The 21,972-nt window shown below is 66.0% G+C and carries 21 protein-coding genes; 13 read left to right on the top strand and 8 right to left on the bottom strand.

Features of this window, described 5'->3' with window-relative positions; translation table 11 throughout:
* Positions 1-121: 121 nt before the first annotated feature.
* Positions 122-2,632 carry an outer membrane protein assembly factor BamA gene (bamA, locus tag PMN64_RS20185; RefSeq protein WP_411781877.1) on the bottom strand — a complete coding sequence of 837 codons (2,511 nt, stop codon included), beginning with the start codon at positions 2,630-2,632 and terminating at the stop codon, positions 122-124.
* A 284-nt stretch (positions 2,633-2,916) separates the two neighbouring features.
* On the opposite strand from bamA, the gene PMN64_RS20180 reads away from it, so the two are divergent.
* Together PMN64_RS20180 and PMN64_RS20175 are read left to right on the top strand one after the other, a co-directional pair.
* The gene (locus tag PMN64_RS20180; RefSeq protein WP_026192667.1) at positions 2,917-3,639 is read left to right on the top strand and encodes a response regulator; all 723 of its coding nucleotides are present in this window, start codon (positions 2,917-2,919) and stop codon (positions 3,637-3,639) included.
* On the top strand, positions 3,636-4,976 hold the full coding sequence (locus PMN64_RS20175; RefSeq protein WP_411781876.1) for an ATP-binding protein: 1,341 nt from the start codon (positions 3,636-3,638) through the stop codon (positions 4,974-4,976). The genes PMN64_RS20180 and PMN64_RS20175 overlap by 4 nt, the downstream gene beginning before the upstream one ends.
* Positions 4,977-4,995: 19 nt before the next feature.
* Here the strand turns inward: PMN64_RS20175 and PMN64_RS20170 are convergent, their stop codons facing one another.
* Both PMN64_RS20170 and PMN64_RS20165 read right to left on the bottom strand, forming a co-directional pair.
* Positions 4,996-5,445, bottom strand: a complete 450-nt coding sequence (locus PMN64_RS20170) for an EF-hand domain-containing protein (RefSeq protein WP_411781875.1) — start codon at positions 5,443-5,445, stop codon at positions 4,996-4,998.
* Between the two features lie 155 nt (positions 5,446-5,600).
* Positions 5,601-6,068, bottom strand: a complete 468-nt coding sequence (locus tag PMN64_RS20165) for a MarR family winged helix-turn-helix transcriptional regulator (RefSeq protein WP_411781874.1) — start codon at positions 6,066-6,068, stop codon at positions 5,601-5,603.
* A 148-nt stretch (positions 6,069-6,216) separates the two neighbouring features.
* Here PMN64_RS20165 and PMN64_RS20160 point away from each other — a divergent pair, with 148 nt between their 5' ends.
* Positions 6,217-6,618 (top strand): Ohr family peroxiredoxin, encoded by a 402-nt coding sequence (locus tag PMN64_RS20160; RefSeq protein ID WP_411781873.1) that lies wholly within the window; start codon positions 6,217-6,219, stop codon positions 6,616-6,618.
* 102 nt (positions 6,619-6,720) lie between these two features.
* Entirely contained in the window at positions 6,721-7,125 is a 405-nt protein-coding gene (locus PMN64_RS20155; RefSeq protein ID WP_411781902.1) for a cupin domain-containing protein, read from the top strand.
* Positions 7,126-7,175: 50 nt separating this feature from the next.
* Here the strand turns inward: PMN64_RS20155 and PMN64_RS20150 are convergent, their stop codons facing one another.
* Positions 7,176-8,693: an MFS transporter gene (locus tag PMN64_RS20150; RefSeq protein ID WP_411781872.1), complete on the bottom strand. Its 1,518-nt coding sequence runs from the start codon at positions 8,691-8,693 to the stop codon at positions 7,176-7,178.
* Positions 8,694-8,907: 214 nt separating this feature from the next.
* On the opposite strand from PMN64_RS20150, the gene PMN64_RS20145 reads away from it, so the two are divergent.
* On the top strand, positions 8,908-9,816 hold the full coding sequence (locus PMN64_RS20145; protein WP_411781871.1) for a LysR family transcriptional regulator: 909 nt from the start codon (positions 8,908-8,910) through the stop codon (positions 9,814-9,816).
* Between the two features lie 20 nt (positions 9,817-9,836).
* Here PMN64_RS20145 and PMN64_RS20140 read toward each other — a convergent pair whose 3' ends face one another.
* Positions 9,837-10,748 carry a LysR family transcriptional regulator gene (locus PMN64_RS20140; protein ID WP_411781870.1) on the bottom strand — a complete coding sequence of 304 codons (912 nt, stop codon included), beginning with the start codon at positions 10,746-10,748 and terminating at the stop codon, positions 9,837-9,839.
* Positions 10,749-10,874: 126 nt separating this feature from the next.
* Between PMN64_RS20140 and PMN64_RS20135 the strand changes: the two genes are divergently transcribed.
* Positions 10,875-12,314, top strand: coding sequence for an MFS transporter (locus PMN64_RS20135; protein WP_411781869.1), 1,440 nt, complete (start codon positions 10,875-10,877; stop codon positions 12,312-12,314).
* A 20-nt stretch (positions 12,315-12,334) separates the two neighbouring features.
* On the opposite strand, the gene PMN64_RS20130 is transcribed toward PMN64_RS20135, so the two are convergent.
* Entirely contained in the window at positions 12,335-13,525 is a 1,191-nt protein-coding gene (locus PMN64_RS20130; RefSeq protein WP_411781868.1) for an MFS transporter, read from the bottom strand.
* Positions 13,522-14,304 (bottom strand): N-acetyltransferase family protein, encoded by a 783-nt coding sequence (locus PMN64_RS20125; protein WP_411781867.1) that lies wholly within the window; start codon positions 14,302-14,304, stop codon positions 13,522-13,524. Before PMN64_RS20125 ends, PMN64_RS20130 begins: the two co-directional genes overlap by 4 nt.
* A 103-nt stretch (positions 14,305-14,407) precedes the next feature.
* Here PMN64_RS20125 and PMN64_RS20120 point away from each other — a divergent pair, with 103 nt between their 5' ends.
* Positions 14,408-15,310 carry a LysR family transcriptional regulator gene (locus PMN64_RS20120; RefSeq protein ID WP_411781866.1) on the top strand — a complete coding sequence of 301 codons (903 nt, stop codon included), beginning with the start codon at positions 14,408-14,410 and terminating at the stop codon, positions 15,308-15,310.
* Positions 15,311-15,343: 33 nt separating this feature from the next.
* Here PMN64_RS20120 and PMN64_RS20115 read toward each other — a convergent pair whose 3' ends face one another.
* Positions 15,344-16,141 (bottom strand): DUF899 domain-containing protein, encoded by a 798-nt coding sequence (locus PMN64_RS20115; RefSeq protein WP_411781865.1) that lies wholly within the window; start codon positions 16,139-16,141, stop codon positions 15,344-15,346.
* Positions 16,142-16,358: 217 nt separating this feature from the next.
* On the opposite strand from PMN64_RS20115, the gene PMN64_RS20110 reads away from it, so the two are divergent.
* From PMN64_RS20110 to PMN64_RS20085, 6 genes are all read left to right on the top strand, one after another.
* A complete protein-coding gene (locus PMN64_RS20110; protein WP_411781864.1) occupies positions 16,359-16,865 on the top strand; it encodes a MarR family winged helix-turn-helix transcriptional regulator in 507 nt (168 codons plus the stop codon).
* A complete protein-coding gene (locus PMN64_RS20105; RefSeq protein ID WP_411781863.1) occupies positions 16,862-17,722 on the top strand; it encodes a DMT family transporter in 861 nt (286 codons plus the stop codon). Before PMN64_RS20110 ends, PMN64_RS20105 begins: the two co-directional genes overlap by 4 nt.
* Before the next feature lie 163 nt (positions 17,723-17,885).
* Positions 17,886-19,982, top strand: coding sequence for a hypothetical protein (locus PMN64_RS20100; protein ID WP_411781862.1), 2,097 nt, complete (start codon positions 17,886-17,888; stop codon positions 19,980-19,982).
* A 241-nt stretch (positions 19,983-20,223) separates the two neighbouring features.
* Positions 20,224-20,691 carry a carboxymuconolactone decarboxylase family protein gene (locus tag PMN64_RS20095; protein ID WP_411781861.1) on the top strand — a complete coding sequence of 156 codons (468 nt, stop codon included), beginning with the start codon at positions 20,224-20,226 and terminating at the stop codon, positions 20,689-20,691.
* A gap of 157 nt (positions 20,692-20,848) precedes the next feature.
* On the top strand, positions 20,849-21,721 hold the full coding sequence (locus tag PMN64_RS20090; RefSeq protein ID WP_411781860.1) for a GNAT family N-acetyltransferase: 873 nt from the start codon (positions 20,849-20,851) through the stop codon (positions 21,719-21,721).
* Between the two features lie 70 nt (positions 21,722-21,791).
* A partial coding sequence (locus PMN64_RS20085) for a peptide deformylase (protein ID WP_411781859.1) occupies positions 21,792-21,972 on the top strand: 181 nt, incomplete at its 3' end.

Here is a 21,972-nt window from a genome sequence, read left to right as displayed (position 1 = left end):
AAATGAACCGAAGCAGCCTGCCCCGCTTCGCCTGATACCGCAAGCCGCAGGCCAGCATGGCAAGTATCGCGACAGGTCGGCGCCGGCGAGGACGCGCGCCGCAGGCACGACGATTGTCACCTCAGAATGACGTCCCGCCTCCGAACCGGAACTCCTGCACGATGTCGTATTTGCCCTTCGTGATCGGCACGGCGTAATCGAAGCGCAGCGGGCCGAACGGCGAGGCCCAGATCAGGCCGACACCGACCGAGGTTCGCACCACGTTCCCGTCGTCGTATTGGAGGCCGCATTTGCAAGCAGCGGTATTCACCTCGCCGGTGGCGGCCCACGACGTCGGGCCTTCATAACCCCAGAGCGAGCCGGCGTCCGCATAGACAGCCCCCTTCAACCCAACCTCGGAAGGCAGGAACCAGAACGGCATCTGCAGCTCCATCGACGCGCCCCAATATTTGGTGCCGCCGAGCGCATCCCCGACTGCGCCAAGGCTCGCATAGGTGATGTCACGCGGCCCGATGCCGTTGGTGGCAAAGCCGCGTACGAGATTCGGCCCCATCTGGAAATGGTCCAGCATGCGCAGATCATTGTCGCCGACCTTGGTGAGCAGGCCGCCCTGCAGGTGGATCAGCCCGATCAGGTCGGACACCAGCGGCGTATAGTATTTCGCGTCGACCGCGCTCTTCAGATATGTCACGTCGCCGCCGACGCCGGCAAAATCCTGCTTGAAGTCGATCAGCAGGCCGTCGGTCGGGTTCTTGTTGTTGTCGAGGGTGTTGTAGGTCAGCGTGTAGCCGATCTGCGAGGTCCAGGTCGCCCCCGCGGCCAGCTCCTTGCGCACCGGCAAGGTCGATTCGCCGTCGCCGTAGCAGCCATATCCATAAAGCCCTGACGAGACCGAGTTCGTAGGATCGACGCCGCCGAGCACACTCTGGATGTAGGCGGGTGTCGGATTGAACGCGAGCGACGGGTTGGCCGGATTGTTGTTGCAGTTCGCGTAGGCGCTATCGAGCGAGATTTCCTGCTGATAGAGCGAATATCGCAGCTGGAGGGTCAGGTCTTCGCGCAAGGCCAGGCCGAGCCGCGGCGAGAACCCGATCGTCTTCACGCCATAGGTCGTGTAGTCCGTCGGCAATTGCTCCTTGTAATACGCATCGAGCCCGAGCGCGACGCGATAGTCGAGCAAATACGGCTCGACAAAGGACAGCGACAGGCCGCGCGAGTACTGGCCGTAGCTGACCGTCGCCTTGGCGAACAGGCCACGGCCGAGCAGATTGCGTTCAGAGATACTCACTTCGGCGAGCGCGCCGTCCGTCGTGGAATAACCGCCCGACACCGAGAAGTCGCCGGTCGACTTTTCCTCCAGGTCGACGACCAACACCACGCGATCGCTCGTCGAGCCGGGCTCGGTGGTGATCTTGACGGTCTTGAAGTAGTCGAGATTCTTCAGCCGCCGCTCGGCGCGATCGACCAGCGCACGGTTATACGCATCGCCCTCGGAGAGATCGAACTCGCGCCGGATCACGTAGTCGCGGGTGCGGCCGTTGCCGCGAATGTCGATCCGCTCGATATAGGTGCGCGGCCCCTCCTCCACGCGAAGCACGATGCCCACCGTGTGGGCCTCGAAATTCCGGGCGCCGTCCGGACGGACCACCGCGAAAGCGTAGCCGCGGCGCGACGCCTCGATCTGCATGTCCTCGACCGATTTCTCGACCGCCTCGACATTGTAGAGCGAGCCTTCGCCGACGCGCGACAATGAACGCAGCGTCGTCGGATCGAAGCCCGCTATGTTCGAGCGGAAACTGACCGTCGCGACGCGGTACTGCTGCCCCTCATCGATCTTGAACGTCACCTGAAAGCCCTTGCGCTTCGGATCATACTCGGCGAGTGCAGCCACGACCTGGACGTCCGCGTAGCCGTGCTTCAGGTAGAAGCGGCGGATCAGGTCACGATCGGCCTCGACCCGATCCGGGTCGTAGATGTCGGCATTGCCGAGGAAGCTCAGGAAGTTCGTCTCATGGGTCTTGATCACGTCCTTCAGGCGCGCCGCCGAGAAACTGTTGTTGCCCGTGAATTCGATGGTCTTGATGCCGGTCTTCGCTCCCTCGTCGACGGTGAAGACGAGATCGACGCGGTTATTCGAGCGTTCGATGATTTCCGGCGTGACGTGCACGTCGTAGCGGCCTGACCGCCGATAAATCTCGGCGATCCGCAGTGCATCCGACTGCACCATCGGCCGCGACAGGGTACCCCGCGGCTTGGACTGCATTTCGGCCGAGAGCTGCTCGTCCTTGATTTTCTTGTTGCCCTCGAACGCGACGCGGTCGATTACCGGATTCTCGATCACCAAAACGACGATCCGGCCGCCCGCCTGATTGATCTTGACGTCCTGGAACAACCCGGTCCCGACCAGCTCCTTGAGGCCGTCGTCGACGGCAGCCTGATCGAGACGGCCGCCGGGCCCGGGCCTGAAATAGGAGCGGATGGTCTCCGCCTCTACCCTGCGGTTGCCTTCGACCCTGATCGCATCAACCGATTGGGCTGCCACCGGTGCCAACAACAGCCCTGTCACCGGCGTCCCCGGGATCGAAAAGCTCGACAGCACGATCGCCGCGACAAAGCCCCGCCACGTCTTCATTCCACACCTCGCGAACAAGAAGCCCGTTGTGACGGGATGGTGATGGCTGCGGTGTGGCTGCAGGATTGCGGGATTATTTCCAGTGGTTTGGGACTGTTAGCGCGACGTGACGCGGCCGGCATCGCGGATTGTTTCGGGCTGCGCGCGACGCTTACAGTTCAGAAACACTATGCTTACGAAAAGGCGCAATGCCGCCCACAAGCGACGCGTATGCTGGTCAATTGGTGGCTGAGCGCGCTGGAACGCGCGTCAGTAACGTCATGATGAGGACCCAGTCGCGGATCATGCTTGCAAACACTCCGAAGATCCTGATCGTCGAAGACGATCTGCAAACCAGAGACTTGATTGCCCGCTACCTGCGCGACCAATCCTGCCTGGTGGCCACCGCCTCGAACGGCAGGGAAATGGATCGTTACCTTGCCGGGCATTCGCTCGATCTCGTCGTCCTCGATCTGATGCTGCCCGGAGAGGATGGACTAACCCTGTGTCGCCGCCTGCGCGGCGACTCGACGATCCCGATCATCATGCTCACGGCAAAGGGCGAGGACCTCGACCGGATCCTCGGGCTTGAGATGGGCGCGGATGATTATCTCGCCAAGCCGTTCAATCCGCGCGAGCTGCTGGCGCGGATCAACGCCGTGCTGCGCCGCCAGGCCCAGGCCGGCCTTGCCGGGCGCTCGGGCCAGAGCGCCGCGCGCCTGCGCTTCCAGGACTGGACCATCGATCTGCGCCTGCGCGAACTGCGCGATCCCGACGGCGCCCAGGTCCCGCTGACCAGCGCGGAGTTCGACCTGCTCCAGGTGTTCTGCGAGCGACCCGGCCGGATCCTGACGCGGGATGGCCTCTTAACCATGACGCGCAGCCGGCCGGCCAGTCCGTTCGGGCGCAGCATCGACGTGCTGGTCAGCCGGCTTCGCCGCAAGCTCGATACGAGCGAAGGATCGTCGGTGATCCGGACGGTTCGCACCGGCGGCTACATCTTCACGCCGCATGTGGAGGACGCATGAGCTGGACCCGCAGGATTGCCGCGCTTTTCAGCTTCCACCGGATCAGTGGTCAGATCGCCGCGCTGATCCTGCTTTCGCTGGTGCTCATCCATGCGCTGATCGGGCTCTATTTCGTCAGCCAGAAGCCGAGATCGTTTGCGGACAGGCCGGTCCATCAGTTCCAGCTGGTTGCCAGGCTTCTGGCCGAGGCCCCTGCGGCCGATCGCGCTACGTTGTTGCGCGCTGCCGATCGCGCCTTTCCCCGCCTGCATCTCACATTGCGCGACGCAGGTCCGGGCTTGGCCGATGAGGCTTCGTCCGAGGCACCCGGCGTCGACGATGTCGATGAGTTTTCCTCGAAGACCGCGCCGGCGGCGATTCGGTTGCCGGACGGAGCCCTGTTCGAAGCCACGATCGGCCCGACGAAAATGCCGCCCTTCTTCGGTGGGTTCTGGGTCAGCACGTTCCTGTTCCTGTTCGTCAGCGTCACGCTGCTCGGCGTGTGGGCCGGCCGCGCGCTCAGTGCGCCGCTCTCCGCTTTTGCCCGCGCCGCCGAGAATTTCAGCATCAGCCAGGCGGCCGCGCCGCTGCCGGAGACCGGCCCGGAGGAAATCCGCGCCGCGGCGGTCGCGCTCAATCGCATGCGCGAACGCATCACCACGCTGATGAATGACCGCACGCGCATGCTCGCCGCCATCAGTCACGACCTGCGCACGCCGATCACCCGGCTACGGCTCAGGTCCGAATACATCGAGAACGACGCCCAGCGCGCGGAGACCCTGCACGACCTCGACCAGATGCAGGCCATGCTGGAGTCCGTGCTGTCATTCCTCAGCGGCGGCAGCGCGGCGAAGCCGACGCTCGTGAACGTCGCTGCCCTGCTGCAGACGATCTGCGAGCAATTCTCCGATTGCGGTCACGTCGTGCGCTACCAGGGCCCGACCAGGGCTTCGCTCCTGATCCGCCCGAGCGAGATCAGCCGCACCGTGACCAATTTGGTGGAGAACGCCCTGCGCTTCGGTAGCGAAGTCGAGATCAAGCTGACCGCGTCAGCCGATCAGGCCATCATCGACGTCTCGGACGACGGTCCGGGGATTCCGGAGCATCGCCGGGCCGAAATGCTGAAGCCATTCGTCCGGGGCGACGAGGCCCGCACCATGGACGAGAAAAGCGGGTTCGGACTTGGCCTTTCGATCGCTCAGGCCATGGTGTGCGGGCATGGCGGCGAGTTGTCCCTGCACGACAACGCGCCGCACGGCCTTCTTGTCCGCATCAAATTGCCAGGGCCCGTGCACCTCGGATCGGATCGGAGCAGGGCGAGCGCGTCTCGCCCCCCAGTTCCTGAGCTCGTTGGCTAGAGGAGCTTCTGGATCGGGTTCAGAATCGCTTGCCCCTGCCGCCCGGCCGCTTTTGATCGGACCCGGACTGCTTCAGTTCGTCCGGCGTGACGCGGCAGTCGCCGTTCTTGTCGAATTGCAGGATGAACTCGTTCGGCTTGTCGACGAACTCCCCGCGCGTGACCTTGCCGTCCCGGTCCTCGTCGAAATAGCCGAAATCCGCATCGGCGAGCGCGCTGCCGGCGCGGCGAACCGCTTCGAACTCGGCGGGCGTGAGTCGCCCGTCGTGATTGCGGTCGGCGCGATCGAACAGCCGGCCGAGATAGGCCTTCCATTCGTCGCAGGTGTAGACGCCGTCGTGATTGTCGTCCCAGATCCCGGCCGCGCTCGCCGGTGAACGCTCTCCGCCGGATTGCGGACGCGGCGGCCCTTGATCTGATGGAGCCGGCTGCGCCGCCGCGAATGGAAATGGCGCGGAAAGCCCGCTCATCACGGCAATCATCCCGCAGATGGACAGCAACTGTCTGCGCAAATCGATCTCTCCTCCGCGTCATCCCGAAGCGGCGCGGAGTTGTCGGTCGCGCCGTGGCGAAAATGCGGAAGGGCGCGGCGCGGATACAGCGCGTTACAATTTGGCCCGCAGGATCAGCCCTTCTTCGGATCGGCGCGCGTGTTGCGCAGCAGATTGTCGCGCAGCCTCGCAACGGTCCTCTGCACGACGGGAAATTCATCCCCGAGCCCGGTGGCCTCGACCAGGGACACATTGATGTCCTTGTCGAGCAGGCGTCGGCCGGCCGGCGTCAGGCTCACGCGAACCTGCCGCTCGTCGGCGGGATCGCGGGCGCGGCTGATATAGCCGCTCTGCTCCAGCTTCTTGAGGATCGGCGTCAGCGTGTTGGATTCCAGAAACAGCTTCTCGCCGAGCGCGCTCACGGTCTGCTCGTCCGCCTCCGACAGCGCCACCATGGCGATGTACTGGGTGTAGGTCAGGCCGACCGCGTCCAGGATCGGCTTGTAGGCGCGGCCGAAGGCCAAATTGGCCGAATAGACCGCAAAGCACAGAAAATTCGAGAGTTTTCGGCCCTTGGTCTCGGCCTTGGAGGAGCGGGTCACGGACGTCTCCGGAGTTTGTGATGTCGCGGTCCATATAAATCGCATCCGATTAAATCGGAAGTGCTTGACACGATCAAGCCCGGGGCCTATTTCGACGCGTACACGATTAGATCGGATACGATCTATATTGATCCCAAAGGAGCTCGCCATGACCGCCAATGCAAAGGTTCTCGTCACGGGAAAGACCCACGTCACCGCCGGCCCGAACGGCGCCGCCCGCTCGCGCGACGGCTTCCTCGACGTCAAGCTGCCGCAGCCGCACCCCGCCGCGGAAAACCTGTTCGCGGCCGCCTGGTCGGCCTGCTACATCGGCGCGATCCAGCTCGCCGCCGGTCAGCGCAAGGTCAAGCTCGCGAGCGAGCCCGAGGTCGACGCCGAGATCGATCTGAACCAGGCCGGCAGCGCCTTCTTCCTGAGCGCCCGCCTCAACGTCCACGTCCCCGGCGTCGAGCGCGAGGTTGCGCAGGAGCTGATCGAAGCCGCGCACGGCATCTGCCCCTACTCCAAGGCGGTTCACGGCAACATCGCCGTCACGACCACCCTGGTCTGAGACCAGCACATGACGATCTCCGATGCGGGCCGGCCGCTTGCCGGCTCGCGAACGGACAAGGACAGCAAGCCAATCCTGGAGTTCAAGATGACCAGCAAGCTGATGAAGGCAACGCGCCTCCTCGCAAGGACGGCCTTGTTTACCGCCAGCCTCCTGACCATACCGAGCGCACAGGCGCAGCAACCGGCGGGCTTCACACGAACCGACCTGCAGCGCCACGATCTCAGCGCCGGCGGGCGTGAAGCCGTGCAGGTGCGTGTCGACATCGCGCCGGGCAAGGCATTCGGCCGCCATACGCATCCGGGCGAAGAAATCATCTATGTGCTCGCCGGCACGCTCGAATACGACGTCGACGGCAGGCCGCCGGCGAGGCTGAAGGCCGGCGACGTGCTGTTCATTCCCGCCGGCACTGTCCATGCCGCGAGGAATGTCGGCGACGTCACCGCCAGCGAGCTTGCGACCTACATCGTCGAGAAGGACAAGCCGCTGCTGACCCTCGTGAAGTGATCGATACCGCCTGCCCGCCCCGTCCCTGGGCAGGCACGGCGACATCATGTTCACTTCGTGCCGTGAGCCTCGGCCTGCCGCACCGGCCGCGCGTTGAAGATCAGGAAGCTGAGAGCGGCCATGATCCACACCCCGATGCCGCCATAGAGCATCACCCAGCCGAAGCCGCTCGCCAGCGCCTGATGCACGACCGGGCCGGTCAGCTCCGGCGTGGATGCGACGTCGCCGGCCGCGATCCGCTCGGCGATTGCCCGAAGTTGCGCGCCGTCCAGCGCCGGCAGCACCGCCTTCAGATGCGCCAGCACGCCGCTCGCCAGGATAAAGCCCATCAGCGCGATGTTGACTGAAAGCGAAACCATTCGCGCGCTCATGTCGATGCCCGAGGCCATGCCGGCGCGGTCGCTCGAGACCGAGCCGGTCGTCGTGTTGGTGACCGGGGTGTTGGTGATGCCAAGACCAATTCCGGCGAGCAGGCAGCCCGGCAGCATCGTCGCCCAGTTCGTCTGCGCGGCGGCGCTGCCGAACTTCATCAGCATGAATCCGGCGCCGATCGTGAACAGCCCCACCGGGATGATCAGGCCCGGCTGATAGCGCAGCGACAGGCGCTCGGCGAAGGGCGGCATCACCAATGTCGGCAGCGTATAGGCGAGCAAGGCAACTCCCGCGGACGCGCTGTCATAGCCGAGGCCGGCATGAAACCAGATCGGCAGGTAGATCATGAACGGCCAGTAGCTGAGGTTCATCGCCGCCGAGCCGACGATCGAGCCGGAGAAAGCTGGAATCCGAAACACTGAAAAGTCGAACATCGGCCGCCGGGTGATCTTCTCGGCAACCAGGAACGCGATGAAGCTCACGGCGGAGACGCCGAGAATCGCAAGCCCCTTCGGGCTGGCAAAGCCGAGATTCGGCCCCTGCGTGATGTAGAAGGCGAGGCAGAACACGGCGAGCGACATCGTCACGATACCGGCGACGTCGAGGCTGCTCGCCTTCGGATCCTTCGATTCATGCACGCCGCCGATCGTGAGCACGAACGCCACGGCCGCGAACAGCACGTGGACGAGGAACACCCACTCCCAGCTCAGCACCGCGACGACCGCGCCGCCGATGATCGGGCCGAAGCCGAGACCGATGCCGAAGATGACGCCCCACCAGCCCCAGGCAACGGCGCGCAGCCGGCCGCCCTGGAATTCGTGCGAGAGCACGGCGATCTGGCAGATCAAGAGCGCGCCGCCGCTGAGGCCCTGCAGGAACCGGGCGAGGATCAGCATTTCGACGCTCGAGGCGATGCCGCAGATCAGCGAGGTGACGCCGAACGCCGCGATCGCGACCAGGAAGATGCGCTTGCGACCGTAGCGGTCCGCCACCGTCCCGATCGCCATCAGCACCGTGGTGACCGCGATCGTGTAGGCGTTCATGATCCATTGCAGCGCCTTGAAGTCGGCATGCAGCACCCGCTCCAGCGTCGGCAGGATCGCTGGGATGCTGGAAATCTCCAATCCGAACATCAGGCAGGCAAGGCATACGGCGGACAGCACGACAGCGCCGCGGCGGCTCAGTTCAGTAGACATGATCAGGCCTTTTGTTGTGGCAAGCCAACGGCATACCGCACGCTGTTGCCAGGGTGCTGGCAGCAGCGTCGGTCGATCGACTCACGATGTATTGAGGCAGCAGCGGCAGGAATCGGGTGGCCGCAGCGCTTCACAGCGCAAAGCTAGTCACGGCTTGAGCATTGGTGAATTGGATGACTAGATATTTCAGAGACAACAAATCCGGATGACTGACATGACCACGCTCGACGTCGACGCCGTGAAGACATTCGTGACCATCGCCGATCTCAAGAGCTTTACGCGCGCCGCCGAAACGCTCGGCACCACGCAGGGCGCGATCAGCGTCAAGTTGAAGCGGCTGGAAAGCCAGCTCGGCCACAGGCTGATCGAACGGACACCGCGTCTGGTGCGCCTGTCGGCACAGGGCGCGGCTTTCCTCGCCCCTGCGCAGGAATTGCTCGCCGCGCATGATCGCGCCGTCGCGGCGCTGTCGCCCGCGCGCCCGCGTCGCTTCTCGCTCGGCATCGCCACCCATGTCGGAGGCGCGGAGGTTCCGACCTTGCTGGCGCGGCTGCACGCGCACGACCCGGCGCTCACCATCGAAGTCCGGCTCGAGGACTCCCGCGACCTGCTGAGCGCCCTCGATCGCGGCGAGATCGACGCCGCCATCATCCGCCGCGAGGACGACCGCCGCGACGGCGAGATGCTGGCGTCGGATCACTATGGCTGGTTCGCCACGCCGGACTTCGTCCATCGCGCGGGCGAGCCGCTGCGGCTCGCCGCCTCCTCGCCGTCCTGCGGCGTACTCAACATCGCGACGCGCGCGCTGGCGGCGGCGGGCATCCCGTGGACGGAAACTTTCCTCGGCTGTGGATCCTTTGCCGTCGCCGACGCGGTCGCCGCAGGCCTCGCTACGTCGGTGTTCTCCCGCCGGCTCGCGCCGGCCGGGACGATCGAGGTCAGCCGGCAGCTCGGCCTGCCTGCGCTTCCGCCGTCCGAGATCATGCTGCTGTCGGCGCTGTCAGATGCAAAATCCCGCGCGGTCCTGAAGACGATCGTTGGTGCCTTTCGCGAGCATCATCGGATGCCTGCGAACCGCGCGGCAGAGGAAATCCATACCGTCACGGAAGTTGTCGGCTCCTGAACGGTCTGCGCGCCGGCCGACTAACGGCGCGCGCCTCCGGCGCGCTTTCCCTCGAACAGCGCACGCTCCGAGGTGAGCGCCCTGGCGAGAAAATCGAGCGTCGCGCGGATGCGCGCGGTGCGCTTGAGATCGTCATGGGTCAATAGCCACAGCGCCGAGCGCGGCTCCACGAGTGCTTTCGGCGTCAGGCGGCGCAGCGTGGGCGCGAGATCGCCGACATAGCAGGGCAGCAGGGCAAGTCCCAGGCCCGCTACCGCGGCATCGCGCAGCGCCGGAAGCGCGTCGACCCGGCATGTGGTCCGCGCCGAACGCAGGTTCTCGCGCATCCAGCCGGCGATGACGGTCCCCGCCAGCGCATCGTCGAGCCCGATCCAGTCGTGCACCGACAGATCCTTGTCACCGCGGCGGGCGAGATAGGCGCGCGATCCGTAGACCGCATGAGCAATATCGGCAACGCGTCGCCCGACCAGCAGCTCGGATGGTGCCGGCGTCGGCCGGATCGCGATCTCGGCCTCGCGGCGCGTCAGGTTCGCCATCGCATTCGAGATGATGATCTCCGGCTGGATCTCCGGATGCGCGGCGCGCATCGCCGGCAGATGCCGCATCAGCACCGCGCCGAGCGTGTCCGTCGTCGTGATCCGCACCGGCCCCGACGGCCTGAGGTCCCGTCCCGCCAGCTTGCGCTCGAGCGCAAGCACCTCGTCCTCGAGCCGGGCTGCCGACGCCGCCGCGATCTCGCCGGCCGGTGTCGGCGCGTAACCGTCGCGGAAACGCTCGAACAGGCGCGTTCCGATCGCTGCTTCGATCGTGCCGAGGCGGCGGAACACCGTCGAATGCGTGACGCCCAGTCTGCGCGCCGCCCCGGAGAGGCTGCCTTCCCGCGCAACCGCGAGGACAAGGCGAAGGTCATTCCAGTCAAGCGGGCTGTTCATTTTTGCAAACTCAATTAGCAGAGTTGGCGAATACCTTATCACGGACAAACAGGCCATCTTCCCGAAAAGTTCGGCCGACGGGCGCACCTCGTGTGCCGCGCCGGCAACGCAGAGGAGCGCTGGCAGGTGACAAGCGAGACCACCGAGACGTTGCAATTGCACGCCGCGCGGCCGGCGACGGTCGACCCGCGGCGATGGCTGGCGTTGCCGGTGCTGCTCACCGGCGCCTTCCTGCCGATCCTCGATTTCAATGTCGTCAACCTCGCGCTGCCGGCCATTCGCGACAATCTCGGCGCCAGCCCAAGCGAGGTGCAGTTCGTGATCTCGGCCTATGCCGCGACCTACGCCGTGTTCCTGATCACCGGCGGCCGGCTCGGCGACCTGTTGGGGCGGCGGCAGATGTTCCTGACCGGCGTCGCCGGCTTCACGATCGCATCCGTGCTGTGCGGCATCGCGTGGTCACCGGCCATGCTGGTCGCCGGACGGATCCTGCAGGGCCTCACCGCCACCGTGATGGCGCCGCAGGTGCTCGCCTCGATCCGCGTGCTGTTTCCGGCGGCCGAACAGGGTCGCGCGCTCGGCTTCTATGGCGCGACCTTCGGCCTTGCCAATATCTGCGGCCAGCTGCTGGGCGGCGTGCTCGTGTCGGCGCATCCGTTCGGACTGGCCTGGCAGGCGATCTTCCTGATCAACGTGCCGATCGGCCTTGCCGCCTTCGTCGGCGGCCTGCGGTACCTCGCCGACTCGCGCGCCGCGCACGCGCAGCGGCTCGACGTCGGCGGCGTCATCCTGCTGTCGCTCACGCTCGGCCTCCTGGTCTATCCGCTGATCGAGGGCCGGGAATCCGGCTGGCCTGTCTGGATCGTCGCGATGCTGCTGGCCTCTCCGCTGATGCTCGCCGGCTTCGTCCGCTTCGAGGCGCGGCTCGAAGCCCGTGGCGGCGACCCGCTGGTCGCGCTGCATCTGCTGCGCAACAGCGATTTCGTGATCGGGCTGCTGATGGCGCTGGCCTTCTACATGCTGTCCTCGTTCTATTTGACCTTCGCGGTCTACCTGCAAAGTGGCCTGCACCAATCTCCGCTGGAAGCAGGCCTCGCCACCCTGCCCTTTGCCGCCGGCTTCTTCGTCAGCTCGCTGGTGTCGTCGCTGGTGATGCAATGGCTCGGCCCGCGCACGCTGACGCTGGGCTTTGCGCTCCAGGTCATCGGCTTCGGTGTCGTGATGTTGTCGGTCGGCGGCGCGCTGCCGCAAAGCCTGGAATTCGGCCTGATCTGCGGCGGGCTCGGCTTCGGCACCGTGATGCCGTCGGTGATCAAGGCCGTGATCGGCAGCATCGATCCGCGCCATGCCGGGTTGGCATCGGGGATGATGATCTCGACCTTCCAGATCGGCGCCGCACTCGGCGTCGCGCTGATCGGCGGCGTCTTCTATAGCCTGCTCGGGCCGCATCCACAGGCCGACGATTACGCGCACGCTTTCACGATCGCGCTCGGCTGCAATGTCGCGCTGCTGGCGCTCGGCGGCTGGCTGTCGCTGTGGCTGCCGCGCGAGCCGGCAGCGGGTTGAGATCGACACCGCCGACACGGCTATTGCTTCGCGGCCGCGAGCGGCGGCGGAAACAGCAGCTTGAGCAGGATGGCGGCAAGCAGCGTCACCAGGGCGAGACCGGCGGAGAGATAGAGCGCGCTCGCATCGCCGAACCGGTCGATCACGATTGCATAGATCAGCGGCGCGGCCGCCGGCAGGATGAAGCTCGGGACAATGAGCCGGCCGACCAGCGTTCCATAGCTGCGATGATCGAACAGGATGAGCGGCAGCGTTCCCCTGGTGATGGTCAGAATGCCGTTGCAGGCGCCGTAGAGCAGCGCAAACGCAATCCCCATCTCCCGCGCTGATCCGCTGAACAGGCCGGCGATGAAGGAGAGCGGCATGATCAGGCAGGCCATCAGGTTGAGCCCGAGCGGATCGATCCGTCCGCCGAACAGAACTTCGCAGAGACGCGCGGCGGATTGCCCGATCCCCCGCAGCGTTGCGATCCACACCGCAACGGTGACGGTGAGCCCGAGGCCGGTGAGCACCGCGATCATGTGCGCGGACATGCCGGCATTCAAAAAGTTCGCGCCGGTCATGATCACGGCATAGAGTCCGCTCGCCGCTGCAAGCTGCCGCCGCCCCACCGCGCGCGGTTGCCTCGATGCCACCGCAGAACCCGGCACGCCGGCAAATCGCTGGTTCGGAATCAGCAGATGCAACGGGATCGTCAATAGCGCAATGCCGGCATAGGCCAGCACCGCGATGCGCCAACCGAAATGGTCCGAGAGCGTGTGGCCGAGCGGCCAGAACACGGTGGCGGCCAAGCCGCCAAGCAAGGTGATCCCGGACATCGCGCGGCGCGCCTCCGGCCCGCCGATCCGGGCCAGCGCCGCGAAGGCGGCATCGTACAGCGTCAGCCGCATGCCGAGGCCAAGAACGATCCAAGATGCGAAATAGCTACCGATCTGGTGCGAGACCGCGAGACCGACGCAGCCGAGCGCGTTGATCACGGCACCCGCGACCATGACCTGCCGGCCACCGCTTCTGTCCACCCACCTGCCCGCAAGGGGCGACGTCACCCCCATCACCAAAAGCGCCGCGGCAAATCCGCCGTAGACGATGTCGCGGCTCCGGCCCAGATCCGCGGCGATCTGCTCGCCGAAGCTGCCGATCAGATAGTAGGTCGCGCCCCACGAGATCAGTTGAGCCAGCCCGAGGGCAATCACGACCCGGCGTGCGATCACCGGGCCGTTTCCTTGTCTGACGGCAGCGTGGCAGCGCCCGGCCCCAGCGGCCGCTGCATCAGCACGGTGTCGACCCATTGCCCGAGCTTGAAGCCCACCGACCTCAGCGTCCCGACCATCTCGAAGCCCATGCGTCGGTGCAGCGCGATCGATCCGGCGTTGCCGCTGTTGCCGATCACGGCGATCATTTGCCGCCAGGGTCCCGCCTCCGACCGTTCGATCAGCGCCCGCAGCAGCGCCGCGCCGACGCGGCGGCCACGCAGGGCTTCCGACACGTAGACCGAGTCTTCAATGGTGTTGCGATAGGCCGGCCGCGGCCGGTACGCTGTCGCGTAGGAGTAGCCGGCCACCCGTCCGTCGATATCGGCCACGAGATACGGCAGCCCCGCGGCCAGCACGGCGGCACGGCGCCCGAGCATCTCATCGAGTGCCGGCGGCACTTCCTCGAAGGTCGCCAGCCCGTTGAGCACGTGGTGCGCGTAGATGCGCTGCACCTCCGCCATGTCGACCTCTGTGGCGTCGCGGATCACGGTGTCTTCGTTGTCTGTCATCCTTGCCTCGTCTTGCGGCATCATCCCTGTGCTTCGACGGCGCGTCGGCGCACGCTGCAGGCGCCACGGGCACATCTCGACATCGCTGCGCGACGGTCCGACATCCGCCAGCAGGCGATCGTCGAGCTCACGCAGCGCCTGCCCGCGGCGGATGCGCGAATGCGAAGAGACCGCAAGATAGCGCCCCAGCTCGACGATGACACCGCCAATGGACTTGAGGCCGGACAATGCCTGCTCCCGGTCTGCCGAAGCCGTCGCTTGCCGGACTATGCGCCGCGGCGTTATATAAGTGAAGCTTTGACAGCTTATGCGTGGCATAAGAGATACTTTGATGAAGAACCTCAACCTCGATTATCTCGAAAGCTTCGCTGTCGTGATCGACTGCGGCAGCTTCTCGGCGGCGGCCGAGCGGCTACAGCTCACGCAGCCCGCGGTGAGCCTGCAGGTGCGCCAGCTCGAGCGCAGCCTGAATGCGACCTTGATCGAGCGGGTCGGACGGCGGGCGAGACCGACGGCCGCCGGCGTCGCGCTGCTCTCGCACGCGCATCAGATCAATGCGGCGGTGGCATCCGCGGTCGACGCCGTTGCACAGCAGACAACCGGAACGGCAGGCCGCGTGCGGCTCGGGACCGGTGCGACCGCCTGCATCTTCCTGCTGCCGCCGATCCTGAAGGAGCTGCGCACCGCGCTGCCCTCGCTGGAGATCACGGTCACGACCGGCAACACCGCGGAGATCGCCCGGGCGGTCGAGGACAACACCATCGACATCGCGCTTGTCACGCTGCCGGTGTCGGGGCGCAGCTTCGAGATCACGCCGGTCGTGAACGACGAGTTCGTGCTGATCGCGCCCCGCGATATGCAACTGCCCGCGCGGATCACGCCGGAGGTGCTGGCGACCAGGCCGGTGCTGCTGTTCGAGCCGGGCGGCAACACCCGGCGCACCGCCGACGAGTGGCTGGCCCGCGGCGGCGTTTCGCTGAAGCCGCTGATGTCGCTCGGCAGCGTCGAGGCGATCAAGGAGATGGTGCGCGCCGGGCTAGGTTGCGCGGTGCTGCCCGGCATGGCCGTTCCCGCCAGCACCAAGCAGCGCGACCTGATCGTCCGGTCGCTGTCACCTAAGCTCTACCGCCGGCTCGCGGTGGTGATCCGCCGCGACAAGCGCCTCGATCGCGGGCTGCGGCAGACCTTGTCGGCGCTGAAGGCACTCTCGGCCGCAAAGAACGAGGGCCGCTAGGGAGGACGCCACGCGCCCTCCCTGCTCTACCCCTTACGTCGCCTTGCGCTCCTGCTCCGCGATCTTGCGGAACGCGGCTTCGCCGGCATCGGTCACCGCCGCCCATTTTGCGTTCGGCGCGGCCTCGGCGTCGTAATTGTCGTGCCAATTCCACCATTTGTAGGTCGGGCCCTGCGGATAACCCTTCGGCGAGTCCTCCCAGAGTTCCTGGCGGCCGAGCGGCGTGATGTCGAGATAGCTCCACACCGTACCCATCGCTTCGTCGCCGCGGCTGTTGACGAGATAGGTGCGGAAGATCCGCTCGCCGTCGCGGATGAACACGTTGTGGCCGTGCCACTCGGCGACGCCGAAGTCGGCGTCAAAACTGTCGGTGATCGTGTACCACGGCATGTCCCACTCCATCCGCGCCTTCAGCCGCGCGACGTCGGCCTGCGGCGCGCGCGAGGCGTAGGCGAGCGTGGTGTCGCGCTGGTTCAGGTGGGCGAGATGACTGACCTGATCGGCGCCGAGCGAACAGCCGCGGCAGCCGTGGTCCGGCCAGCCGAACACGCCGGGCTCGAAGAAGGCGCGGTAGATGATCAGCTGCCGGCGGCCCTCGAACAGGTCGAGCAGGCTCGCCTTGCCGTTCGGTCCTTCGAAGACATACGGCTTCTCGACCGCCATCCAGGGCATTCGCCGCCGCTCCGCCGCAAGCGCGTCGCGTGCCCGCAGCTGGGCCTTCTCCTTCACCAGCATCTCCAGGCGCGCCGCCTCCCACGCCTCCCGCGACACCACCGGCGGTGTCTGCATCGCCGCCAGTTCGCCGCGATCGTTTTCAGCTGATTTATTCATGATGGTCTCTCCATCTCCGATTTGGACGAACTCCGGGACCTCAGCGCGGTTCCATCGCCGCCCGCCGTTCGCCGTTGGTCATGCCCCAATCTGACGCCGCGGCAGCGGTGAGTGGGAGTGACAAGTGTGTCGGGATTTTCACGCATGCGATCCGGGTCGCAACCTATCTTTGCGATATGCTTGCACTTTGCAACTATCTGCGCGAGCCTCTCACCCCATGAAACAGACTGCGCCTGCGTCCGACGATGGGCTGAAGCTCAGTGCCTGGCTGCCCTACCGCCTGTTCCTGGTCGCGGCGCAGGTCGCCCGACCGCTCGAGCGTTTCTACGGCGAGACGTTCGGATTAAGCCAGGCCGGCTGGCGTATCCTCGCCGTCATCGCCGAGCGCGACGCCGCCAACGCCTCCGAGATCGGCCGCGCCTGCGCCCTCGACCCGTTTGCGGTCAGCCGCGGCATTGGCCAACTCGTCGAGCTCGGCTTCGCGGTGCGGCGGCCCGGCAAGACCGACCGGCGCTTCGCCGCCGTCAGCATTACCCGCAGCGGCCGGGCCGCGTTCAACCGGATCGCCGCACTCGGCAGCGCGATCGAGACGCGGCTGCTGGCGCGGCTCTCGGAGAGCGAGCGAACGACACTGGATTCCGCCCTCACCCGGCTTGAGGGAGAAAGCGCGCGGATCGATGCCGAGGGCTGGCGCGCACTGCGCGATGACGCCGACGCGCCATGACGGCCCTGCTGTTCGCGCTGACCGCGCTGCTCTGGGGCGGCGGCGCGCTGGCAACGGCGATGCAGGCCGGCGTGACGCCCGCGCCGTGGTCGGTCGCACTGCGCATGGTGCTCGCGGGCGTCATCCTGCTCGGCTACGGCCGGCTGCGCGGCGTGCCGCTCACGATCCCGCGAAGGGATCGACCGGCGGTCGCATTGCAGGGCCTGCTGTTCTTCGCCATTGCTTTCATCGCCTTTCATGAGGCGACGGCACGGATGCCGAGCGGGCTTGCGGCACTCGTCCTGTCGACATCGTCGCTGTTCGCGGCCGTGATCGCGCGCGCCGCGCTCGGCGTGCCGATCTCCTCCGGCTTCGTATCGGGCGCGCTGTGCGGCATCCTTGGCCTCGCGATCATCTTCCTGCCCGGCGCGGCCGCGCACGGAGCCGCGCCGCTTGCGGGTTTCGCCTGGGCGCTCACCGCGGCCATCGCAACCGGCGCCGGGACAACGGTCGGTGCGCGCAACCAGCGCGCCGGACTGCCCGTCGTCTCCGTGCTCGGCTGCGGCGCGTTCGTCGGAGCCACAGCGAGCGCGCTGTGGGCCGTCGCGACCGGCACGCCGTTTGCCGCCGACATCTCGCTCTCCTACGTGGCGAGCTTCCTCTATCTTGCGATTGCCGCGTCCTGCATCACTTTCATGCTCTATTTCGATCTGGTGCGCCGGCTCGGTCCCGGCCGCGCCGCCTACACGCTCGCATTGGTGCCGCTCGTCGCGCTCGTGCTGTCGGCGCTGTTCGAGCACCTTACGCTGGGCTGGCCGGTGCTCGCCGGCGCCGCCGCGATCCTTGCCGGCAACGTGCTGGTGCTGGCGCGCGCTTGACCGGCTCGTCGGCGCACAGCAAGAGGCATGCGGCAAGTTGTCCCCGCCGGCGGTCGCCGGCCGGTCAACCTCATGTTTCCCGATCGCATTAATCGGATGTTGCCCGGCTCCCGCATAATGAAGCGCCTCGGGACACGGGGCGGCTTCGCAGGGTTACCCGATCGTGAATTCCATCCGCAAAATCGGCAACACCGAGTACTTCGCAATCCAGGTCGACGGCCAGGATGACTGGATCATGCGTCCTGCCCTCGGCAAGCGGCCCGCGCGGAATGCCGGGCTACTGCCGGACGGCATCGCCTGGTTCTTCAACACCGACGCGGGATTCGTCTTCTATGATCTCGCGCGTCGCCAACTCGTCGATCGGCTGCAAACGCCCTGGGCGCGCGGACACGACGGAAAGGACGCGCGCGACGACTATCTGAGCTACGGATTTCTCCAGAGCAAGGATGGCCGGTTCGTCTATCTGCTGCTTTATCACGCCGTGCACACGACCGACCTGCATGTCATCGACCTCGAGCGCAGGGCGAGCATCCGCTCGGTTCAGGGCATGCCGAGCGGCAACTCGCTGTGCCCGCCGGTTCTGGACCAGGATGGCCGAATTCTGGTTTCGGCGTTCCGGCATGACAACGGAATCGTTGCACTGCTGCTGCGCATCGATCCGCAGACCGGCCATCACGAGGTGTCGAGCTGCGAGGGATCGCGGGCGAGGTCGTTTCTGATCCGCTCGAGCCCGTGCGGGCGCTATTGGCTGCGCGGCGACAATTCCCGGCTTCCCATGATCACCGAGGAGAGCTCGCTCGTCTCCCGGTTGTTGGGCAGAGACACCACGGCGCAACGGCAGTATTTCAGCTTTGCCGTCGAGATCTGGCAGGCCTTTCCGCTGCGGCGGCTGCACTCCGTCGCGCCGATGTGGATGCAGGCCGAAGGGTTGCCCGACACGACCCAGCTCGACCTCGACAGGCGGAACCAGGGATTGCCGCCACGACGCGGCGAGATCTACCGCAAGGTGTCGCGGTTGCTCGATCGCGAGGCCACGCTGACGACCAACGAGATCAACGCGAAATCGCACCCCGATCTGTGGCCGGATCTGAACAGCCACTACGCCAATGTCAGCAGCAATCTCCGCGACTTCGAACTCTCCGAGCGCGACGTGATCGGCTGGCAACCCGATAGTCAGGCTTTCTGGTTGAAGCGGCATGAGTTCGTCGCCTGCGTCGGTGTGGACGGGACGGTTTCGCCCAAGATCATGCTGGAGCGGTTCGGGATGGACGACCGTCCTTGGCTGGCGCGCGCCCGCGGCTGGTCGAAGGCGACACCCCTGCCCGACCGGCGCCTCGATATGCGGTTCGCGGAGGGGATGGTGACAGTCTCCGGCGCGCCGCACAATCCGATACACCGCGTCCGGGTCGTGCCCGTAACGGAGGATCATTTCAGGCCCGCTCCACCCGAGTCGCAAGAAGAGGACAAGGATGCCGCGCTGGCCAAGAAGGCCGAGACGCTCGCCAAGCGGTTCAGCACCTACACCGTCGATCTCGCCTCGATGAGCGAGCCCGACTGTATCGCGGCCATCGATGCGCTGACGGCGCAGATCGGTCCCGATATCAACGAGCGGCCGCACGACAACCACCTGCAGGCGGTGTTCCGTTGCGACGGCAAGTGGCTCAACGAGAAGAAGTTCTTCACCCATGTCACCAGGCATTGCCCCGGCGCCGCGCCTGCGATCCGAAGGCTGATCGACGCGGCATGCACGCACATCGGACCGCACACCAACGCCTGGTACGACCCTTACGGAGACGAGATTCCGACCGCACTGTTCGGCTACGCCGCGTGGTGTCTCGCGCGTCTCGACAAGTCGAGCAACGACGTCCTACTACGCTACTACGGACTGGTCGATACCGATCACGAGAACTTCTTCTTCGAGAAGATCGCCCCGTTAATGCTGGAGAACGCTGGCAGCGCGAGCGCTCGCCTGGAGCTCGCGGAAGGGTTCTATTTCGGCGATCTCGGCAATGCCATCGACCACTCGGGTCTCTGGCGCATGGCGAAGATGGCCGAGCACGCGGCGAGCCTGATGACGGCGCAGCAGTATGCCGCGCGATTGCTGGCGCGTGCAGCCGCGACGTCCGCCGCCCGATCGAAGTCGGAGTTCGGATATTATTGTTTCGACAATCTCGCGCGGTTCCTGACGGATCCTTCGCAATGGGAAACAGAGCTGCTGCAAGAACTCCGGCAAGCGGCGAGCGATCTCGCGCCCCAGTAGCGCCGCTGATGATCGCGATCATCGCGTCATTCCAATCGCAACAGTGCGCAGGATGACCGCGCGTGCCTGCCGGCCTTCCGGCCAAGGCGGTCAAAACGCTGGCCGACGAGACCATCCGCCCGATCGCCGGCTTCCTGTAAGAGCCGCCGCTGCCGCGGCAGATAAAAATATCGCGCCGGCATGTCACATTCGCCGTTCCTCGTTCGTCATGATGTCGTCAACCAAACCAGGGAAACCGACCATGACTGTCAGACTTGATCCGCTCGCCGCCGCCCCCAAGATCATGAAGATCTGGTTCGACGCGTCACTTGCGATCACCTCCACCCTCGAGCCGAAGCTCGCCGAGCTCGTGAAGATCCGCGCGTCAGAGATCAACGGCTGCGCCAATTGCATCAATTTGCACACGACGTTCGCCCGCGATGAGGGTGAGACCGAGCAGCGCATCTACCTGCTGTCGGCCTGGCGCGAAGCGCCCTGCTACACCGATCGCGAGCGCGCAGCGCTCGGCTGGACCGAGGCCCTGACGCGGATCTGCGAGCAGCATACCCATGTCGCAGCCTACGACACGCTGAAGGCGCATTTCACGCCGGAGGAGCAGGTCAAGGTGACCTTGCTGATCAACATCATCAACGGCTGGAACCGGATCGCGGTCGGCTTTGGCGGTTTCGTCGATCCGCAAGTGATCAAGGCCAAGATGGCCGCGGCGTGAACGCCGAAACGACACGAGACGACGCAGCGGCGACTTCGTTCCGCTGCGTCCCAGGCTGATACGCGTCGCCTATCGCAGCACTTAGGCGCTAAGGCTTCATTCGGTCCGGATCGCCGGCCGATTGACGCGGCGACGATATCTGACTAAAGTCAGATATATGCTCGACCCCGTTTCCCGCGTCCGCCGCTTCAACCGTGCCGTGACCTCCGCCGTCGGCGCGCTCGACACCTCGTTCCTCGGGCGCGGCCGGCCGCTCGGCGCGGCGCGCGTGCTGAACGCGATCGGGCATGGCCGCGCCGATGTCGGCGAGATCAGGGATTATCTCGGCCTCGATTCCGGCCTGATGAGCCGCTTGCTGCGCAGCCTCGAGGACGAGGAGCTGATCGAGACCACGGCGCATGGCGACGATGCGCGCCGCCGCATCGCACGGCTGACGGCGGCGGGTAAGCGCGAGTTCAGCGCCTATGAGGCGATCTCCAACCGGCAGGCCAAGGACTTTCTCGCCCGCCACAGCCAACGCGAGGCGCTGCTGGCGGCGATGGACCTGATCGCCTCGGCGCTCGGCCGCGACGGCACCGCCCTCGATGAGATGGATCCGCGCAGCGACGAGGCGCGCTACTGCCTCGGCGAATATTACGCCGAGCTCGCGCGGCGCTTCGAGACGGGCTTTGACGTCAGGCTGTCGCGCGACCCCGAGGCCAAGGACATGGTGCGCCCGCGCGGCAGCTTCATCGTGGCGATGTCGGAAGGGCTGCCGATCGGCTGCGTCGGGCTGAAGGGCAGCAGCGGCGAGTTCGCGGAGATCAAGCGGCTCTGGGTCGCACCTGGCGCGCGCGGCCTCGGCCTTGGCCGCCGCCTGATGGACGCAGCCGAGCAGGCCGCACGCGAGCTCGGCATCGCGGTGTTGCGGCTCGACACCAACAGCGCGCTGCCGGAAGCCGGCCAGCTCTATCGCAGGACGGGCTGGACCGAGATCCCGCGCTTCAATGACGACCCCTACCCCGATCTGTTCTTCGAAAAGCATCTCTGAACAGCGCGCCGCACGCGGTGCCCGGCATCAGCATGTTGTCCGGCGCGATGCGCTGGCCTAAGACACGGGCATGACCATTCGCCCCATCGTGCGCTATCCCGATCCGCGCCTTGCATTGCCGGCCGAGCCGGTGACCATGTTCGACGAGGCGCTGCGCGAACTGGCGCAGGACCTGCTCGAGACCATGCATGCGGCGCCGGGCATCGGCATCACCGCGCCGCATATCGGCGTGTCCCTGCGCGTCGTGGTGC

The organism is Bradyrhizobium sp. UFLA01-814 (assembly GCF_046718885.1).
GTDB lineage: Bacteria > Pseudomonadota > Alphaproteobacteria > Rhizobiales > Xanthobacteraceae > Bradyrhizobium > Bradyrhizobium elkanii.
This window is presented reverse-complemented; position numbering and strand designations above follow the sequence as displayed.

Excerpts from the sequence above, each read along its gene's own strand:
- bamA (WP_411781877.1), bottom strand. The coding sequence starts at position 2,632 with ATGAAGACGTGGCGGGGCTTTGTCGCGGCGATCGTGCTGTCGAGCTTT.
- PMN64_RS20180 (WP_026192667.1), top strand. The coding sequence starts at position 2,917 with ATGCTTGCAAACACTCCGAAGATCCTGATCGTCGAAGACGATCTGCAA.
- PMN64_RS20175 (WP_411781876.1), top strand. The coding sequence starts at position 3,636 with ATGAGCTGGACCCGCAGGATTGCCGCGCTTTTCAGCTTCCACCGGATC.
- PMN64_RS20170 (WP_411781875.1), bottom strand. The coding sequence starts at position 5,445 with ATGAGCGGGCTTTCCGCGCCATTTCCATTCGCGGCGGCGCAGCCGGCT.
- PMN64_RS20160 (WP_411781873.1), top strand. The coding sequence starts at position 6,217 with ATGACCGCCAATGCAAAGGTTCTCGTCACGGGAAAGACCCACGTCACC.
- PMN64_RS20155 (WP_411781902.1), top strand. The coding sequence starts at position 6,721 with ATGAAGGCAACGCGCCTCCTCGCAAGGACGGCCTTGTTTACCGCCAGC.
- PMN64_RS20150 (WP_411781872.1), bottom strand. The coding sequence starts at position 8,693 with ATGTCTACTGAACTGAGCCGCCGCGGCGCTGTCGTGCTGTCCGCCGTA.
- PMN64_RS20145 (WP_411781871.1), top strand. The coding sequence starts at position 8,908 with ATGACCACGCTCGACGTCGACGCCGTGAAGACATTCGTGACCATCGCC.
- PMN64_RS20140 (WP_411781870.1), bottom strand. The coding sequence starts at position 10,748 with ATGAACAGCCCGCTTGACTGGAATGACCTTCGCCTTGTCCTCGCGGTT.
- PMN64_RS20120 (WP_411781866.1), top strand. The coding sequence starts at position 14,408 with ATGAAGAACCTCAACCTCGATTATCTCGAAAGCTTCGCTGTCGTGATC.
- PMN64_RS20115 (WP_411781865.1), bottom strand. The coding sequence starts at position 16,141 with ATGAATAAATCAGCTGAAAACGATCGCGGCGAACTGGCGGCGATGCAG.
- PMN64_RS20110 (WP_411781864.1), top strand. The coding sequence starts at position 16,359 with ATGAAACAGACTGCGCCTGCGTCCGACGATGGGCTGAAGCTCAGTGCC.
- PMN64_RS20105 (WP_411781863.1), top strand. The coding sequence starts at position 16,862 with ATGACGGCCCTGCTGTTCGCGCTGACCGCGCTGCTCTGGGGCGGCGGC.
- PMN64_RS20095 (WP_411781861.1), top strand. The coding sequence starts at position 20,224 with ATGACTGTCAGACTTGATCCGCTCGCCGCCGCCCCCAAGATCATGAAG.
- PMN64_RS20090 (WP_411781860.1), top strand. The coding sequence starts at position 20,849 with ATGCTCGACCCCGTTTCCCGCGTCCGCCGCTTCAACCGTGCCGTGACC.